The sequence below is a fragment of the Steroidobacter agaridevorans genome (genome assembly GCF_009932555.1).
Taxonomy (GTDB): Bacteria; Pseudomonadota; Gammaproteobacteria; order Steroidobacterales; family Steroidobacteraceae; genus Steroidobacter; species Steroidobacter agaridevorans.
In genome coordinates this window covers 110400-127873 of the sequence record NZ_BLJO01000002.1, presented here as the reverse complement: position 1 = coordinate 127873, position 17474 = coordinate 110400, and the positions used below count along the sequence as shown (strand labels likewise).

The 17474-nt window shown below is 62.6% G+C and carries 18 protein-coding genes; 8 read left to right on the top strand and 10 right to left on the bottom strand.

The window, feature by feature from the left end; all coding sequences use genetic code 11:
* The 3 genes from GYH35_RS07420 to GYH35_RS07410 form a co-directional block, all read right to left on the bottom strand.
* Window positions 1–855, bottom strand: a complete 855-nt coding sequence (locus GYH35_RS07420) for a WD40 repeat domain-containing protein (RefSeq protein WP_161828068.1) — start codon at window positions 853–855, stop codon at window positions 1–3.
* A 65-nt stretch (window positions 856–920) separates the two neighbouring features.
* Window positions 921–1475: a carboxymuconolactone decarboxylase family protein gene (locus GYH35_RS07415; RefSeq protein ID WP_161828067.1), complete on the bottom strand. Its 555-nt coding sequence runs from the start codon at window positions 1473–1475 to the stop codon at window positions 921–923.
* A gap of 69 nt (window positions 1476–1544) precedes the next feature.
* On the bottom strand, window positions 1545–2576 hold the full coding sequence (locus tag GYH35_RS07410) for a GlxA family transcriptional regulator (protein ID WP_161828066.1): 1032 nt from the start codon (window positions 2574–2576) through the stop codon (window positions 1545–1547).
* 105 nt (window positions 2577–2681) lie between these two features.
* Between GYH35_RS07410 and GYH35_RS07405 the strand changes: the two genes are divergently transcribed.
* Complete coding sequence (locus tag GYH35_RS07405) at window positions 2682–3086, top strand: YciI family protein (RefSeq protein ID WP_161828065.1); 405 nt, start codon at window positions 2682–2684, stop codon at window positions 3084–3086.
* Here the strand turns inward: GYH35_RS07405 and GYH35_RS07400 are convergent.
* Window positions 3063–3662: a thioredoxin family protein gene (locus GYH35_RS07400; protein WP_161815195.1), complete on the bottom strand. Its 600-nt coding sequence runs from the start codon at window positions 3660–3662 to the stop codon at window positions 3063–3065. The genes GYH35_RS07405 and GYH35_RS07400 overlap by 24 nt on opposite strands.
* 130 nt (window positions 3663–3792) lie before the next feature.
* Between GYH35_RS07400 and GYH35_RS07395 the strand changes: the two genes are divergently transcribed.
* The 4 genes from GYH35_RS07395 (at window position 3793) to GYH35_RS07380 (ending at window position 7609) form a co-directional block, all read left to right on the top strand.
* Window positions 3793–4248, top strand: a complete 456-nt coding sequence (locus GYH35_RS07395; protein WP_161828064.1) for an Lrp/AsnC family transcriptional regulator — start codon at window positions 3793–3795, stop codon at window positions 4246–4248.
* Between the two features lie 108 nt (window positions 4249–4356).
* The gene (locus tag GYH35_RS07390) at window positions 4357–4842 is read left to right on the top strand and encodes a (2Fe-2S)-binding protein (protein ID WP_161828063.1); all 486 of its coding nucleotides are present in this window, start codon (window positions 4357–4359) and stop codon (window positions 4840–4842) included.
* Window positions 4839–6995 (top strand): xanthine dehydrogenase family protein molybdopterin-binding subunit, encoded by a 2157-nt coding sequence (locus GYH35_RS07385; RefSeq protein ID WP_161828062.1) that lies wholly within the window; start codon window positions 4839–4841, stop codon window positions 6993–6995. The genes GYH35_RS07390 and GYH35_RS07385 overlap by 4 nt, the downstream gene beginning before the upstream one ends.
* The gene (locus GYH35_RS07380; protein WP_161828061.1) at window positions 6992–7609 is read left to right on the top strand and encodes an Isoquinoline 1-oxidoreductase subunit; all 618 of its coding nucleotides are present in this window, start codon (window positions 6992–6994) and stop codon (window positions 7607–7609) included. The genes GYH35_RS07385 and GYH35_RS07380 overlap by 4 nt, the downstream gene beginning before the upstream one ends.
* Window positions 7610–7650: 41 nt before the next feature.
* Here the strand turns inward: GYH35_RS07380 and GYH35_RS35380 are convergent, their stop codons facing one another.
* Entirely contained in the window at window positions 7651–7890 is a 240-nt protein-coding gene (locus GYH35_RS35380) for a helix-turn-helix domain-containing protein (protein ID WP_407700199.1), read from the bottom strand.
* Window positions 7891–7902: 12 nt separating this feature from the next.
* On the opposite strand from GYH35_RS35380, the gene GYH35_RS35105 reads away from it, so the two are divergent.
* Window positions 7903–8028, top strand: coding sequence for a hypothetical protein (locus tag GYH35_RS35105; RefSeq protein WP_268894920.1), 126 nt, complete (start codon window positions 7903–7905; stop codon window positions 8026–8028).
* 159 nt (window positions 8029–8187) lie between these two features.
* Here the strand turns inward: GYH35_RS35105 and GYH35_RS07370 are convergent, their stop codons facing one another.
* Window positions 8188–8841 (bottom strand): isochorismatase family protein, encoded by a 654-nt coding sequence (locus GYH35_RS07370; RefSeq protein WP_161828059.1) that lies wholly within the window; start codon window positions 8839–8841, stop codon window positions 8188–8190.
* Window positions 8842–8986: 145 nt separating this feature from the next.
* Here GYH35_RS07370 and GYH35_RS07365 point away from each other — a divergent pair, with 145 nt between their 5' ends.
* A complete protein-coding gene (locus GYH35_RS07365) occupies window positions 8987–9859 on the top strand; it encodes a LysR family transcriptional regulator (RefSeq protein WP_161828058.1) in 873 nt (290 codons plus the stop codon).
* Window positions 9860–9871: 12 nt separating this feature from the next.
* Here the strand turns inward: GYH35_RS07365 and GYH35_RS07360 are convergent, their stop codons facing one another.
* The 3 genes from GYH35_RS07360 to GYH35_RS07350 all read right to left on the bottom strand — a co-directional run bounded on the left by GYH35_RS07360 (window position 9872) and on the right by GYH35_RS07350 (window position 16384).
* A complete protein-coding gene (locus tag GYH35_RS07360; protein WP_161828057.1) occupies window positions 9872–11119 on the bottom strand; it encodes a phospholipase D-like domain-containing protein in 1248 nt (415 codons plus the stop codon).
* A gap of 18 nt (window positions 11120–11137) precedes the next feature.
* Entirely contained in the window at window positions 11138–12709 is a 1572-nt protein-coding gene (locus tag GYH35_RS07355; RefSeq protein WP_161815204.1) for a M48 family metalloprotease, read from the bottom strand.
* A gap of 387 nt (window positions 12710–13096) precedes the next feature.
* On the bottom strand, window positions 13097–16384 hold the full coding sequence (locus GYH35_RS07350) for a LamG-like jellyroll fold domain-containing protein (protein ID WP_161828056.1): 3288 nt from the start codon (window positions 16382–16384) through the stop codon (window positions 13097–13099).
* Between the two features lie 148 nt (window positions 16385–16532).
* Between GYH35_RS07350 and GYH35_RS07345 the strand changes: the two genes are divergently transcribed.
* Window positions 16533–17081 carry a hypothetical protein gene (locus tag GYH35_RS07345; protein WP_161815206.1) on the top strand — a complete coding sequence of 183 codons (549 nt, stop codon included), beginning with the start codon at window positions 16533–16535 and terminating at the stop codon, window positions 17079–17081.
* A 14-nt stretch (window positions 17082–17095) separates the two neighbouring features.
* Here the strand turns inward: GYH35_RS07345 and GYH35_RS07340 are convergent, their stop codons facing one another.
* Window positions 17096–17449 (bottom strand): DUF6152 family protein, encoded by a 354-nt coding sequence (locus GYH35_RS07340; protein WP_202624148.1) that lies wholly within the window; start codon window positions 17447–17449, stop codon window positions 17096–17098.
* Window positions 17450–17474 lie beyond the last annotated feature (25 nt).

Below are 17474 nucleotides of genomic sequence, written 5' to 3'. Positions count from 1 at the left end.
CTAAACAGTACGAGCGCCGTTCTTGAGCCATCCCATTGTCCAAGAGCCGATGGCTAGCGATGAATCCTTTGGAGAAAAAGCAACGTCGCTGGGATACTCGAGGATAACCTCATTAAGCGGCGCCAAGCCGGGAAAATTGTAGAGGCGAACCACACCGTCTTGTACCGACGCAATCTGCCGGCCGTCGGGTGACCATGCCAGCGCGCCCCCACTCCCTCCCGCCTGCGTTTCCACGCTGCCGACGCATGCCCCGCTTGTTAGGTCGATGACCGATAGCGAGTTGGCAGGGGCACCGTGCACGACTGCGATGAACTGTCCGTCGGGAGCCACTGAGTTATCTGCGATGAAGGGAAAGCCGAACTCAAAGGATTTGTAATGGCCGCGTCTGAACGGCCACTGCCAGAGGGAGAAATAGCTCGGTGGCGGCGGCTCATGGTCCGTGGCGGGTGTTCGCCCATGGGCGACGATCCAACGCTCGCCCTCTGCACAGCGATGCACAGCGCTGATCGTTTCGGCGGGAAAGTCCATGACGAACTCTCTCGCCCCGGAATCCGCGCGCCTGACACTCAAGCGGCCGCGCCATGTTCCATCGATCAGATACTGACCACACATGGAAAACAACACGTTGGTCCCTGCTCCGTCCGCGCAATTGCGGAAGTCAGAGACAAGCTCGCCGGTCTCGCCCGAGAGAATCGCAATACGACCGGATGTGCTCTTCAAAAGCCAGACGCTCACCGCTTGGTGAAAAGTCCGCATGAAATGGGTGCGGAAACGGATGCGCGCGGAATATTTTCTTCCGCCGCGAGAGGTCCCAAGCCCATACATCGCGAGCGAGTGTGGAAAGCCGCGTGCCATCGTGCGAAAACACGACGCTGTGGCTTGTCTGCAGTTTCAGCGGCATGGCCGCGCGCATCATGGGCTCAGTCTTCTGGCCTGGAGAATCGCCTGCCGCGCGGCTCCAACGGCAATTGGAGAACGTTCGTGAGATAGCTGACCGTACGATAGAAGCCGGCGAGCATCAGCAGCTCCAAAATCGCTTCATCGTCAAAACGCTCACGCAACCGCTCCCACGTTTCGTCGCTGACCCCGACGTCCTCGTGCAACTCATCGCATAATCGGAGCAAGACAGTCGCCTCCTCATCCCAGCAGACATCGCTGGAGGCTCCATCCACCAGCGATCCAATCTGATCCTCTGTGAGGTTTGCCCGCGCACCGAACAAGGCGATGTGGACGCCCCACTCGTACTCGGAACCGCAGCGCGCGGTCGTTCGGCCAATGACGATTTCACGCTGTCGCAAGGTGAGGTGCCCGTCATCGAGCAAGGCGCCGGCGAAAAACTTGCGGAACAAGCGCTCATCGCGCGCAAGCGTGGTGAAGAGCACGAGCGGCTCCATGCCCGCGGGCATGACTGATTCCAGGATGTGCTGAATCTTTGGCGCAAAGGGCGCCACTGCCGGTTTGATGCGAGCTACCATATGATCCTCAGCTATCACATCCATCGTTGGGCGAGAGATCACCGCAGCCCTCGTGAGGCACGAGCGGCGTCACGATGATCTACCGGGTGCAGTTCCGAACCGCGCCCTGAATTCGCGAGGCGTCATGCCCACCTGGCGCGAAAACAGCTTGCGAAACGACGAAACGTCCTCGTATCCGCAATCGGCAACGACTTGCTCGAAACTCACCGCGGTTTGCTCCAACAGACGCTTTGCGCGGGTGATACGAAGCGATTGCAGATAGCTAAGTGGCGACACGCCAAGCGATGCGTGAAATCTTCGTGTCATCGATCGCACGCTCAGGTTCATGTCGCGGCAGACCTCGCCGATGGTCAATGCGTTCCCGGCGTTGCGCTCGAGGAATCGAGCCATTCGCGCGACCTTCGCATCCGCAATGTCTCGACCTGCAAGGCCAGCTTCGATGAATGGCGACTGAGATCCGCGGCGGCGCTCGATGAGCATCAGACGGGCCGTGGCCGCTAGCACCCGCTCACCGCAAAAATGACCGACCAACCCAAGCCCCAGATGCAGATACGCTGCTCCGGCGCCTGCCGTCCAGCGAGCGCCGTCCGACACCACGAGCTTGTCTCCTGTCAGTATGACGTTGGGAAACTCACGCCGAAACCAGTCGATCATCCACCAGCAAGTGGTCGCACGGTGTCCATCAAGCAAGCTCGCTTTCGCAAGCAGTGTGGTTCCCGTGCAAGTGCCGGCCATGATGGATGCACAACAGGCGAGCTGCTGGAGCATTTGGCACTCTCGGCCGAGCCGGCCCAGACGACCCAACACCTCGCGCCGCGAGTCACCCCAGAGCGGCGGCACGATGATGGCATCGTAGCGGCGTCGCGGCCTGTCCACGGAGAAGCGAACACCGTGCGAGCCGCGCACCGATCGCGACGTACGAGCAATGGCATGGAAACGAAATCCAGGCGGCGTCCCGACTTGCGTGCTCACGCTGCCGATCGCTGTGTTGGCGATCGCGAAGAGCTCGAGCACGCCAGCCGTGATCCATGCGGAGCAGCCCTCGTAGGCGAACACCCCGATCTCGACCTGGCGCGATGAAAGATTGGCCGTTTTCGCCATAAGGAGCGGCAGTATGCCACTTACGCACTTCGAGCAGTATTGGGAACATTGCAATGTCATTCGCACCGAGACCCGGCCATGCATTCCGACGATAGGCGCGCTTTCATGACCAAAACCCTGATCGCGACGACGGGCCTTGTTACGTCGGCCCGCAACGAGGCACGCGCCTCGGACTGCGGCCGCATCGTGAGCGGCCCGACGTGGCTCGTGGTCTACAGTCCAGGCGCGAGGTGGCTCGAGGGCAAGCCGCTCTCGGAGCAACCGCTTCGGGCGCATGGAATGTACATGCTCTCTCTGTATCGAGAGGGAGTGCTTCGATGGGCGGGCGGATACGGTGATGACTCTGGCGGCGCCGCGGCGTTCACCGCGCCGAACGCAACAATTGCGCAGCAGATCGTCGAGAGGGATCCCGCCGTTAAGGACGCAATCTTCACGTTCGTGTTGCGACAATGGAATCTCGTCGATTGGGCGGCCGTAGACAAGCGCTCAACGGGGGCGCCGCGCGTATGACACGCGAGCCAACGCTCGCAGCTCGTCGCGAACCTCTTGCCAATGCTGCTCGTAAAAGAGTGGCAATTGGCTTGCAAAGCGACGCTCGAGCCACCGGGCGAAGTCACCCGTGGGCAGTCCGTTCGCAACGGTGATTTCGGGAATAGGATCTGAGCGAGTGAAGTTGGACATCCATTCATGATCCGATCTCGCGCGCTCCGACCAGTATCCGAACGCCGTCCACTCGCGATCAAGCAGCACGACGGTCGGCAGGCGACTGATTCCGCCTCGACCCGGAAATCGTTCGGCGACCGCTCGATGCCGGTCACGGCTTACCACGCGCAGCTCAGTGTCTGGTGAAGCGTCCACGAGCCGCGCGATGAGAGGCAGATTGATGACACAGTCAGCACAGTACGGCTCGCAGAACACCAGCACCCGAGTGCCAGCTGCAAAGATCGAGCTGCTCGCATCGAATGCTACGAACTCGAAGCGCCGATGAATCTGCTGGAATCGCTCGGCATTCGCTCGTACCGCCGCGAGATATTCGGGGAAGCGGGTCCCTTCACGGTAGATTGCGCGAATTGCGTCGTCGCTCATGAAGCTATTCGTATCCTTTCTATTGGCAAGCGAGCGCGATCATCGATCAAGGCAAGGCTCGTGTGAACGGACGATCGAAGGCAATTCGCGCTGTCTACCGTGATATCGAAGCTTCTGAGGCGAGGTCGCCGTGCATTTCAACGTAGATCGTCTGGACTGCCTGATACTGGCCCATTTGGAGCGTGAGGCGCGCATCGGTTTCAGCGAGCTTGGCCGCCGGATCGGCCTCTCCTCGCCTGCGGTCGCCGAGCGTATCCGTCGACTCGAAGCGTCCGGGGTCATCACCGGTTATCACGCGCACATCGACCCTGCGAGCATCGGCCGCGGGATTCAGGCCATCGTGAAGATCACCATTCCAGGCACTGAGTGTCCGAATATCGGAAAATATGTGGAAGACCTGCGCGCGGTCGTGGAATGTCACCGGCTCACCGGTGAACATAGCGCGCTGCTGAAAGTGCTCGTCGGCTCCATCGCCGAACTGGAGTCTCTGGTCGATCGCCTGGTCAGGATTGGCAAGCCATCATCGAGCATCGTGCTCTCGAGCCCCATCCGCTTCAGGCCGCTCACCGACAATCCGCCGCCCTGAGCGGGACTCGAGTTGATAGGCTCTGCCCCCCGTGAGTCATAGAAACATGTGATGTGAAGCGACACCCCAGGCGGATACGGTCCAAGCAATCCACAGCTTGGAGGCCGAATGTCGCAGCAGCTCTCTATCAACGGCGTCACACACACGGTCGACGTGGACGAGGACACCCCGCTTCTCTGGGTGTTACGCGACGTCGTCGGATTGACCGGTACGAAGTTCGGCTGCGGGATCGCGCTGTGCGGCGCCTGTACGGTTCACATCGATGGCGTCCCGAGGCGGGCCTGCATCACCTCGGTGAAATCGCTCGGCAACGCCTCGATCCGTACGATCGAAGCGCTCGAGACGACGCCGGTCGGACGGTCATTGCAGAAGGCCTGGCTGGATCTGGAGGTCGTGCAATGTGGGTACTGCCAATCCGGTCAGTTGATGTCCGCCGCGGCACTGCTCGCAGGCAACGCGGCGCCTTCGGATGCGGACATCGACACGGTCATGAGCGGCAACGTGTGTCGGTGCGGCACATACGGACGCATCAGAGCGGCAATCAAGCAAGCGGCCAATGAGATTCAGCACACGACGCCGGAGGGTGCGCAATGAGCGACACGCCTTCGCATCAGCTGTCGCGTCGCTCGTTCCTCATCAGCACGGCCGCTGCCGGCGGCGGACTGCTGATCGGCTTTCGCGTGCCGAGCGCCGGCGGGCAGTCGATGGATCCCACGCTCGAGCCGAACGCCTTCGTCCGCATCGATCGCACCGGCGCCATTCGCGTCACGCTGCCCTATGTGGAGATGGGCCAAGGCGCCTACACCGCACAGGCGCAGTTGCTGGCCGAAGAGTTGGAGGTCGAGATCGGCCAGCTCACATTGGAGCACGCGCCTGCCAACGAGGCGCTCTACAGTCATCCGGTGTTCGGCGACCAGATCACCGGCGGCTCCGCCGGACTGCGTGGAGCCTGGGAGCCACTGCGCCGGGCAGGCGCGACAACACGCGTGCTTCTGACTCAGGCCGCCGCACGCCGATGGCGAGTCGCTCCATCGACGTGTACCGCCGAGCGCGGGGAGATCGTGCATGCACGCTCTGGACGCCGGGCCCGCTATGCCGATCTCGTCGACGCCGCCGCACGCCTGCCGGTGCCGAAGAACGTGGCGCTGAAATCGCCCGACCAATTCCGAATCGTCGGCAAACCCGTCAAACGCGTCGATACACCCGATAAGGTCAACGGCAAAGCCCGATTCGGCATCGACGCGCTGCCGACGGGCGTGAAGTTCGCCGCCGTCGCGGCGTGTCCGGTGTTCGGCGGCCAGGTGGGCACGATCGATGACACGGCGGCAAAGCGCATTCGCGGCGTCCGGCAGATCGTTCGGCTCGAGGATGCCGTCGCCGTGATCGCGGATCACACGTGGGCAGCTCGCAAAGGATTGGCCGCGCTCAAGGTGAGTTGGAACGAAGGCGCGAATGCAAACGTCGATACCAAGGCGCTCATCGCCGAATGCGATGCCGCACTCGATCGTCCTGGCGTCACCGCGACGACTCACGGCGATGTGCAGGCGGTCGAAGCTCAAGCGGCCTCGTTCTATGAGGCCCAGTTTCGTTTGCCGATGCTCGCACATCTGGCGATGGAGCCGATCAATTGCACGGCGCACGTGCGCAAGGACAGTTGCGAGATCTGGGTGGGGTGTCAACGACTGGCACTGGCCCGACGCATGGCGGCCGAGGCCTCGGGATTGCCGCTCGAGCGCATCACGATCCACAACCACCTGCTCGGCGGCGGCTTCGGGCGGCGCCTCGAAGCGGACTATGTCGCCCAGGCCGTGCGGATTGCTCGTCACGTCGAGGGGCCGGTCAAAGTAATCTGGAGTCGCGAAGAAGACGTCCAGCACGATTACTTTCGTTATCACAACCACAGCCGAGTGCGGGTGGGGCTCGACGCCAACAACGCACCGATCAGCTTCTCTCACAAGATCGTCGGACCCGCCGTGATGGCGCGCTGGCTGCCCGTCTTCTTCCAGAACAATGTCGATCTCGACATCATCAGCGTCTCGGCCGGCACGTATGCGTGGCCGAACGTCCACGTCGAATATGTTCGCGTTGAGCCTCCGACGGGCCTCAACGTTGGCAACTGGCGCGGCGTCGGCGCCTCACGCAACGCGTTCGTCGTGGAAAGTGCGATCGACGATCTGGCGAAGCGCGCGGGCAAGGATCCGCTCAGCTATCGTCGTGAGCTGCTCGCGAAGTCGCCGCGACTGCTCAATGTGATCAACAAGGTGGCGGAGCTCGCGCAATGGGGAACGCCGCTCGGTGCTGGCCGCGGCCGTGGCATCTCCGTGCTCGATGATTTCGGCAGCTACGTGGCGCAAGTCGCGGAAGTCACCGTATCGCGCTCCGGACAGGTGCGCGTGGATCGCGTCTTCTGCGTCGTCGACTGCGGCCTCGCTGTGAATCCTGACATCGTCAAGGCGCAACTCGAGGGCGGGATCGTCTACGGCGTCTCAGCCGCGCTCCACGGCAAGATCACGGTGGCTGAGGGTCGGATTCAACAAGGCAACTTCGATGACTGCCCGGTTCTGCGCATGCATGACACGCCTCGCATCGAAGTGCATGTCGTGCCAAGTGCGGAAGCCCCGGGCGGCGTGGGCGAGCCAGGCACGGCGGCGGTCTTCCCCGCCGTCACCAACGCGATCTTCGCCGCGACGGGCAAACGTCTGTTCGAGCTGCCAATCGATCCCACCCAATTGAGGAACTCGTTATGAACCGCGCTCACGCGCTCGCCCTGCTCTGCATCGTGTTTGCCTCGATGAGCCTTGCCGATGCACCGCTTGAACCGCTGCGAGCGCCGCAGGCGTTCGACTCGATTCGCAATCGTGCCGCGCGATCGAACGCCTACTTCACGGAAGCCGCCAAGGTGTTGCAACATCCTCGCTGTCTGAACTGTCATCCCGCGACACGCACACCGACGCAAGGCGACGATCTGCATCCGCACATGCCGCTCGTGCAGGCGGGACCGGAGAATCGAGGCACGAAGGAGCTGCCCTGCTCGAGCTGCCACGGGCCGGAGAATGCACCGACGCTGGGCGGGCGCGTGAAGAGTGTTCCGGGCAATGAGCACTGGTCTCTGGCGCCGGCCTCCATGGCCTGGCAGGGACTCACGACCGCGCAGATCTGCGAGCAGATCAAGGACCCGAAGCGCAACGGCAATCGCACGCTCGCTCAGATCGAGAAACATCTCGCGGAAGACCATCTCGTCGGATGGGCGTGGCATCCCGGCGAAGGCCGCGCGCCTGCGCCAGGCACCCAAGAAGTGTTCGGTCAGCTGATCGCCGCGTGGGTCAAGACGGGCGCGCACTGCCAGCAGGCATCGCTCTGATCTGATCCGCCCCGCTTGCGCACGGACGCGCAAGCGAGTGCTCATTGCACGATTGTTTTACGCCAGCGCGCCGGGGTCGCTCCGACTCGCCTACGGAACATTCGCGTCAGATGCGATTGGTCGGCAAAGCCGCAAATACCGGCAATCTCACACACCGAGCTGGACGAGTCTTTCAACAAGGCTTTCGCCCTCTGCAGTCGCAGTTGCAAAAGATACTCCCGCGGTGATGTGCCGACCGACAATCGAAATACACGGCAGAAGTGAAAGCGACTGAGATTCACCAGGCCAGAAAGATGGTGCGTCCGAATGACGCCTCCAAGATGACTTTCGATGTAGTCATCCAGGCGGCGAATCTGCTGCTGCGTGAGTCGGCGCTTGATCCGCCTTCGGCGATCGACGGAATCCTCTCTACACAGTGAAGGAATGTGACCCTCCACTGCGAGCGCCATAGCCTCCGAAGTAGCTCGCGGCAGAGGCGAGATTTGAAGTGAGTCCATGTTGATCTGGGGGATGGCGCAGATCTTTAAATGAGCAGCGCATCCGCCGCGGCACTTTGAAATGCGCCATCACCGCTTACATCAGCGTGCGGCGCCTGGCACGGGTGTGTTGAGCAGTTGCTGCTCCCACAGGAACGCGATGCCGCTACCCGCCGCATGGTGCTTCAGTATGTCGACGAACTCAGCGACGTGCTCCGTCCGCGCATGGTCACGCTGCCATTCGGACACAAGCGCCAGCCAAGTCATCATGTTGGCGCCCGCCGCGATCATCCGTTGGATCGCGACCTGATGGGCCTCCACCGAAAGTGCTCCACATGCATCGGTGATCACCGTCACGTCCCAACCTTCGCCGAGCGCATGGATCACCGGCATCGCGACACAGATCTCTGTGTACAGGCCGGCGATGATCAGCTGCTTGCGGCCCGTCGCCTCGACCGCATCCACCACCTTGCGATCCTCCCAGGTGTTGAGGAGCGTTCGGTCGATCACCTCCTGGCCGGGGAAGACATCGGTAATGTGCGGAAAGATGAGGCCGCCTCGATCGGCGATCACGCTCGTGAGAATGGTCGGCACGCCGTAGGCCTTGGCGGCCTTCGCCAGCGCCGCCGAATTGTTGACGACCATCTGCGGATCGTGGCTGTTCAAATTCGCGAGCTGGAAAGGCTGGTGGTCGATCATGACGAGGACGGAGTCTTGGGGACGAAGGAGCGACGCAACGCCGTTACGAAACTTCATGAAGATCCTTGGGTGCTGGTAAGGTGGGAACTGCCTGTGACATGCGTCGCCTGCGACGATGTCTCGGAGAACATTGCCATGTCGATTTTCGATACGGTAGTACCGCTCTCGGACACACTGTGTCGCAGAATGAGGAACGCTCGAGTTGGATATCGAAGACCTGCGGATATTTGTAGAAGTGGCTGACGCCGGCGGCGTAACCTCCGGTGCGCGGCGGCTCGGGGTCTCCAAGTCGATCGTGAGTCGGGCGCTCGCTCGGCTCGAAGCAGACCTCGGCGTTCAGTTGCTGGCACGAAATACCCGTGGCGCCGCGCTCACAGAAGCGGGCGCCACCTTTCGAGATCACGCAGCCAAAGTCTGCGCCGAGATCGACGTTGCGAAGGAAACAATCCTACCGGCCGGTGACCTTCGTGGCCGATTGCGCATTGCTGCGCCCCTCACCTTTGGCCCGACTCACCTCGCCCCTATACTTGCGGAGATGGGGCGGCGTCATCCCGATCTTCACATTCACACCAGCTATAGCGATCGCTTCGTGGATCTGGTCGCGGAGGGTTATGACTGCGGGATCCGAGTCGGTCATCTGCGGGATTCCAATCTGATCGCAAAGTGCGTCGGCCCCATCTACGGCAAGCTGGTTGCCAGTCCGGAATATATAAAGGTCCATGGAGCGCCCGAGACACCGGACGAACTCCTCGACCATGAGGCGCTCATGCAGGGCACCGAGATCTGGCAGCTCATGGACGGTGAAGCGATCGTCAAGCTTCATCCGCGGGGACGCTTCAAAGCGGATAACGGCACGGCACTGCTCGCAGCTGCCATAGCGGGGCTCGGCATCGCTTATCTCCCTGAGCGAATCATCCGTGACCACCTCGTCTCTGGAGCGTTAGTGCCCGTCATGACGCGCCACCCCGTCCGTCCGGCAGGCGTGTACGTGATCCGGCCGCCCGGTCAGCATCCGGCCCGGAAGGTGAGAGTCCTTACCGAGATGCTGATCGAATGTTTCGGAGATGCGCCATGATCTCCGCCCCGATCACAGCTGATCGTGGACCTGGTAGGCGATCCAATCGAACAGCCGGCTGTACCAGGGCCGGCGGCGCCATCCCTCCAGCGTCAATTCCTTGCTGCGCTCAAGATCCTTCTCGAACGCAGCTTTCAGCTCCGCCGCGATCTTCGTGTCGCGAATGCCGATACCCACTTCCTCGTTCAACGACAGCGAGCGGGCGTCGAAGTTGGTCGAGCCGATGTGCGACCAGATCTCATCGACGATCACGATCTTCTGATGAATCAGCGTCGGCAAGAATTCGTACAGGCGCACGCCGCCTTCGAGCAGCTGCGCGTACAAGCGGCAGCCTGCGCGACGCACGAACGGGCTGTCGGTATGCTGGCCCGGCAGCATGAGATGAACGGCGACGCCGCGCTTCACCATCATCCCCAGCAACTCACACACGCCATCGTCCGGCGCAAAGTACGGATTCTGGATGATCACCTCGCGCTTGGCGCAGGCGATCGCGACGGTGTAGAGCAGCGCCACCGATGAGACCGCATCGCCCGAGGCGCTACTGACGACGTGCGCGTCGCTCTCGCCCTTCGCTTCGGCTTCCGGGAAGCACCCCTCGCCCGCCGGCACGCAATGACTTTCCTCGATCCAGTTCTCCATGAACACGGACTGCAGGGCTTGCACCGCCGGACCTTCGACGCGCACCGCAGTGTCGCGCCAATGTTTCTCATCCTCACCCCGGCCGAGCCACTGATCGGCGATGCCGTGACCGAAGGTGTAGCCGATGACGCCATCGACGATCAGCAGCTTGCGATGCGTGCGGTGGTTGAAACGGCGCAGGTTCCACCAGCGCGGCTTGCAGTAGGTGGATAACTGCACGCCGGCCTCGACCAGGCGCTTGAGATTCTCATCGTCGCCGCCGGAGCTGCCCATCGCATCGATCAGCAGACGAACCTTCACCCCCTCGCGCGCCTTGCGAGCGAGCAGCTCGACGAATCGGCGCTCGACCTCACCCGCCGTCCAGACGAATGTTTCCAAGTGCACGGCGCACCGGGCGGCGGCGATGTCTTCTTCCATCGCCGGAAACAACGCGCCGTCTTGCAGGATCTGGCAGGCGTTGCCCGTCGTGACCGCGCCATTGGTCAGGCCCGCAAGCGTATGAAGATCCTCCTCGAGTGAGGGCAAGGCATCGAGATCAAGATCGAGATAAGGAGTGTTACGCCGATTCTTGAGCAGGAAATACGCGCTGGCCAGCAGCACGCCGGCCAGAAATGTCAGCACGCCTGCCCACACGTCGGGCTACTCGGCGACGCGGGCGCCATCCACGCGGAAGCGAAGATAGGGAAGCTGCGCCTGTGCGATGCTGCTGATGCCGGTCTGCGCCACGGCTTGCTGGCCGGGTTGCACGGCCGAACGGAACACGACCGGCTGGCCTTGCTGCACGATGCGACCGCTCGCATCGACCAGCACCGGCGTGACTTGAATGCCCGTGAGCGGCGCCGGCGCGCGATTCTGGATGACGACGACCACCCGTCCTTGCGGATCGAGCTGGCCCTGCGTCGCGACGTAGTTGCCGGGATTCTGCGGCAGATCCATGCGCACGAACTCCGCCGCCGCACGCTGCCCGATCTGACTTTGGGAGCCTGCGGCCGCCCGGAAATATTCCATCGCCTTGGCCCGATCGCCGCGATCGCGAGAAATCGTGCCCAAGTAATAAGCGGCCGGAGCCGTGGGCAGGAGCTCCACGCTCTTCGTCAGCCATTCCTCCGCGCGCGCCTTGTTGCCCGTCTGATATTGAGCGACGCCGGCGCCGAGATACGAGCCGAAATAATCCGAGTTCAGATCGATGGCCTTCTGATAGTGCGGCAGCGCCTCCTCCGGCTTCTTCTGGGCAAGTTTCATTTCGCCCAGAAACTCATGGAAGCGCCCTTCGCGCGGCTCGATCTTGATCGCCTCCTGCACCAGCGACTCGGCCTTGGTGTATTCCTTCTTGCGGGCCGCGGTCATCGCCTCTTCGAACTTGTCGTAGGCGGGCTCGATTTTCCTGAACGGCTGCAAGCGCGCCTGATATCGCTCCTGGCCGAGATCGCCGCCCGCGCCGAGCCGGGCCGCTGTTTCTTTGTTCTTGGCAACGCGCTCCTCCGAAGGCGGGTGCGATGCGAACAGCCCTTCGAGCCAGCTCTGGCCCTTGGCGCCGCCCTGCTGCGACAGGCGCACGAAGGTTTCCTGCAACGTGATCGCGCCTTGAACGTCGTAGCCGGCCGCCTTCATGTACTTCATGCCGTACTCATCGCTCTCCAGCTCCTGGTCGCGACCGTACTTCTGCTGGATCATCTGGGCGCCGAGGCCCGCGCCCTGCACGGCGAGGTTCGCGACGGTCGAGTCGACGTCGCTGATGGCGGCGCCGATCGAAGCTGCGGCGAGTCCGACCTGCATGAGGGTGCCGCGTTCCTGCGCCTTCGCGCCGTGGCGGGCGGCGGCATGCACGATTTCATGGCCGAGCACGGCGGCGAGCTCCGCCTCGTTCTTCAGCTCCGAGAGCAAGCCGACATTGACCGCGATCTTGCCGCCGGGGAGCGCCCACGCGTTCGGCACGGGGTTGTTCAGCACCACGAACTCATAGGGAAGCTCGCGGTCCGAGACGGCCGCGAGCTTCTGGCCCACTTCGTTGATGTAGGCGGACAGATCGGGCAGCACGTCGAAGTCGCCGCCCTCGCTCTGTTTGGTCGGCGCGTAGTTCTGCTCGCCGATCTTGATCTCCTGCGCCTCGGAGACGAATTGAATCTCTTTCTTACCCGTCACCGGATTGACGCCGCAGGCGCTCAGCAGGAGTGCAAGGATCGGTAAGCACAGCAGCTTCGCGTTACGCATCGGGGTTCCGCCGGTTCAGGGGTACTGGAAGATTCTACGGCCCTCCTAGGGCCTGTGAACACTCATTGGATGGGCTGCGTTGCGCCTCCAATCCCTGCAGCAAGGCGCAAAGCGCAGCCCTTATGTCGATAAGGGCAAGCTTTGTAACGCAGCGGCAGGCGATTCGAGGCGCAACCCATTTAATGAATAAATATCCTTAGATGGGACGAGCTATTGCGGTTCAGGACGTCGTTACTCCTCCCTTGAATACGGAGAGTATACGGCGGTCGTCGCGCCTAGCCCTGAACCGCAATAGCTCGTCGCAGCCCATCCAATGAGTATTCACAGGCCCTGATCAAGAGCGATCAATGGCGGCGATTTGTTCCCAAGGGGCGTTCCGGAGGGCGCTCAACCGGCGCCCTCGGCATACAACAGGCCGACCACCTCGGCGTCCACGGCCTCGTCATAGATCTTCAGCTGATCGACCAGGCCCGTGTATGGCACATCCCAAAAGTTCACGCCGAGGGCGAACTGGCGTTGCGCCGCGGGCGTGAACACATCGGGAAAGCCCGTCATCGTGCCGACCAGCGTGCCGTTCAGATACAACCGCAAGGCGCCGTGGTCGACCGACATCACCAGATGCGACCACGCGCCCACGGGAATGGACGAGTTGAACGAGCCGTCGAACCAGGCCGTGCCCGACCACAACATGGTCGGCTGCGTCGAGCCCGGCCCGCGCGGCACGAGGCTGATCCAGCTCGTCGGGCTCGCCCAGCCGAAGAACGCGGTCGTGAACTGCGACACCGCCGTCGGCTGCAGCCACATCGCGATCGAGTAGCTGTGATCATCGATCAGCCCATCCGGCAGGCGGACTCCGGCGGCGCCGTTCAGCACCAGCGCACTGCCCGCCGCACCCGGCGCGAACGACACCGTTCCACCGGCTTGGTCCACACGCGGGCCGGTCACGACGCCCGGACCAAACACGCCGCGCGATCCGTTCAAGTCATTCTCGAAGTCATACGCGGCGATGGGCTGAGGCGGCGCCAGCGAGCGAACCGTCACCTCGAATGTTTTCGTGACCTGTGCGCCATTGAGCGTGATGGTCGCCGTCAATGTCACGTTCACATCCGGCGAATTGCGATCCGGACGGGTCACCTGGCCGGTCGGGCTCAACACTTCCGGATGCGACGACGCCCAACTCACGACCGACGCATAGGGGCCCGTGCGCGGCAATTCGAGATCCGACTGCACGGCGCTCACATCGCCGAGATCCAGGATCTGCGCCGCCGACTGCAGCAGCTGCGCACCGGAGAGACGATCGATGTCGAGCCCTCGAATCTCCGCCGCCGACAGGCTTGACTCGTAAATCTTCAGCTCATCGACCAAGCCATCGAACGGCAGATCCCAGTAGTTCACACCGAGCGCGAACTTGCCCCGGCGAGTGCTGAAGAAGTCGGTGAGCGTGCCCGCGCCGAACTTGCGCACGCCATTCACATAGACCGATACGACACCGCGATTCACCGAGAACGCAACGTGCGTCCAGGCATTCGCCGGGATGCGCTCGCCCGCGCTGCCATCGAACCACGCCTCGCTGCCGCTCCAGAGCATCGTGTTGCCGTCCCAGCTGTGCGGCACGAGACTGATCCAGCGATTGGAGGACGGCACGCCCGCCGCGTCGGTCTGCTCATCGACCGCGCCGAAGAACGCCGGCGTGAACTGCGAGAGCACGCGCGGGTTCGCCCAGAACGAGACGGTGTACTCGTAGTTGTCGATCACGCCTTCGGGCAACAACACACCCGAGGTGCCATCGAGACTGACCGCCTGCCCCTGCTGACCCGGCGCGAATCTCACGGCGCCGAGGTTCCAGATGCGATTGCCGGTCGCGGTCGCGGCGGTGAATCGACCGAGCTGCTCGCTCAACGAATTCTCGAAGCTGAACTGCGCGACGCGATTGAATGGCAGACGCGCGGGCACGGTCACTTGGAACTGCCGTTCGATCGTCACGCCATTCAATGTCATGGTCGCGGTGAGCGTGACGATGCGATCGCCCTCGCCCACGTTCGGTCGACTGACTGTGCCATCGGCTTGAATCACGGACGGATCGCTCGAGGACCAGACAATCGACGTCGCCCGCGTGCCACGGGTCGGCAGATCCAACGTGCCGGCCTTGATGGTCTGCGGCAGCGACAAGGCCTCGGCGACATCCTTCAGCGCCTGACGCGTGGTGCGCTTCTCGAGCTTCGAGCCCCAGATCGACACGCCTTCGCTCGACAGCGCGGTGAAAATCGGCACGAGCTTGCCGGAGGCTTCATTCCACTGCCACGCAAGCCGGCCTTCGTAGACCTGATCGCTGCCCTCGAGCTGGATGCTGATGCGGCTCGGGTCGCCAAAGTAGCGCCGATACTGGCCCGTCACCTCGCCGGTGATGGTGTAGTCGGCGTTCAAGGAGATATAGACCGACTGCTTCGCCTGGCGATTGATGTCCTTGCCAAGGTTGATGAACTTGTAGTCGCCCAACGCATCGTTGGCGTCGACGATGTTCTGACCCTTGATCGGCGCGTAGCGATGCGGCGAGGCCACGAGCCAGCCGTCCGCGTTGACGAACATCTCGTGCACGCGAATCGAATGGCCTTCGCCGCGATTCGGAAAGCGCGTGTGCGTGATCAGCAAATGTTTCTTCGTGGCGGCATCGTAATAGGCCGAGTTGTGACCCGGCGAGAGATAGCCGCGCGCTGTCTCGAGATCGCCGGGTGTCGCCGCGAAGTTGAAGCCGCCCATCAGCTTCACGCCATAGGGCGCGATGCTGTCCCAGTTGCCGCGCGCACCGGCCATGTCCCGGCCTTGCGCATCGAGGTACGGACCGTCGGGGTTGCGCGATCGCGCGATACGAATGTTATAACCGTCGGTGGAAACAAAGCCGCCAAACGAAGTAAACAGGTAGTAGTAACCGGACTGCGGGCTGTAGAGGATGTAACTGCCTTCGATGGCGCTGTGATCGCCACCGGCCAGGCGCTTGCCATAGCCCTGCCCGGGCAAGGGCCTGCCGGTCGCCTCATCCATTTTCAAGATGAAAATGCCGCCCGAATACGAGCCGTAGGTCATCCACAGCTGGCCTTGTTTGTCGTAGAAAACATCCGGATCGATGGTGTTCGGATGAATTGTCGCGTCGTAGCTCGTGATGCCCTCGGGCCCGTAGCCCGCGGCGATTTCCGCCGCCGACATGCCCGAGCGCAGGAAGATGCCTTCGTTCACATACGGACCGTCGATGCGATCGGAGGTGGCGAGACCGAGATACGAGCGCGGCCCGGTGCATTCGCCATCCGGCGGGATGCCGCAGAAGCTGTAGTAGAAGTGATATTTACCGTTCTTGAGCTTGATCACATCCGCGGCCCAGGAGCCCGGCACGCCGGTCCACGCGGTGCCATCGGCAGGAATCGTGCTCCACAGCGGATTGGCGGCGTCGACGCCGTTCGCGACGTACTGCCAGTTCATCAAGTCCGTAGTGCGCGCGGCGGCAAGGTGCGAGCCGAACACATAATAACTACCGTCGTCGGCGCGAATCACCGAAGGATCGTGCACCGCTAAATCGTTGTGAGTCATCGCATTCGGATCGGCCGTGGGATCCGGTGCATCTAACAGACAGCCGCCCACGATCAGCAGCACGCCCGCGGCGAGCGCCGTTCTTATCGATTTCATTGTTTGATCCCCCGTCTGGTGCCGACTTTATAACTCAGACAAATAAAGGCTGGCAATAGTCATCGCGGCAGGTGTGTCGGGCGGGCTGGAACGATCTGTCGCGGAAGGCGTTTCTCGGGTGCTGACAACGAGCTTCGGGGGACGGGTTATGGCACCTTCGATTGGCAATGCAGCGATCGTGACGGCCCTGTTCAAGAACGCCGCCGGTGTCGAGCGCGCGTACGACACCGCACTGGCGCGCGGTTACAGCCGAGACGACATCAACCTGGTGCTGTCCGAGCAAACCCGTCGCAAATATTTCAATGTCGATCAGGTGGAAACCGATCTCGCCCACAAGGCCGCCGAGAGCACGGAAAAGAAACAACCGGCCGCGGCGAAAGTCGGCGGACCGGCGGGCGGCACGGCGGCAACGATCGCCCCCGCCCTCGCCGCCGTGGGATCGGCCGCGTTGCTACCGGGGTTGGTGCTGGCAGGTCCCATCGCCATTGCATTGGCGGCGGGTGGTGCCGTGGCCATCGCAGGTGGCCTGGTCACCGCGCTCACCAACTGGGGCATTCCCAAAGGGCGCATCGAACAGTACGAATCGGAGATTCGTCAGGGCGGTGTATTGATCGGCGTGCAAGCTCGCGACGACGCCGACACGGCTTACCTGCAAAACGAATGGCAAGCCGCCGGCGGCGTGTTGGTGCGCGCCTGAGCGCGCGTCACTGATTATCTCAGCTCGACCGTCTTGCCCGCGACCGTGATTCGCTCGGCGCGCATTTCTTTCTCATCGGTCTTGCTCTGATAGCCCTCGACCGTCGCGCTCGTGCCAGCCTTGAGCATCTCTTCGGTGAGGCCGCGAGTGGTCATGCGCGAGGGCGGCGCGAGCACCACTTCCCAGGTCTTATCGGCGGCCTTCAGCTGAATGGAGCCGTGCGGGTTGCCATAGCTCGCGGCTTCGATCGTGCCCGAGAGCTTTTGTATCTCTTCGCGGTACCCCGTCCAGCCATGATGAGCGAGCGTGGTGCCGACGAGCGCGATCGAGCACGCCGCCGTCCAAACCATTGCACGTGTGCGAGTCATGGGATCTCCTCGACGCGATGAGTCA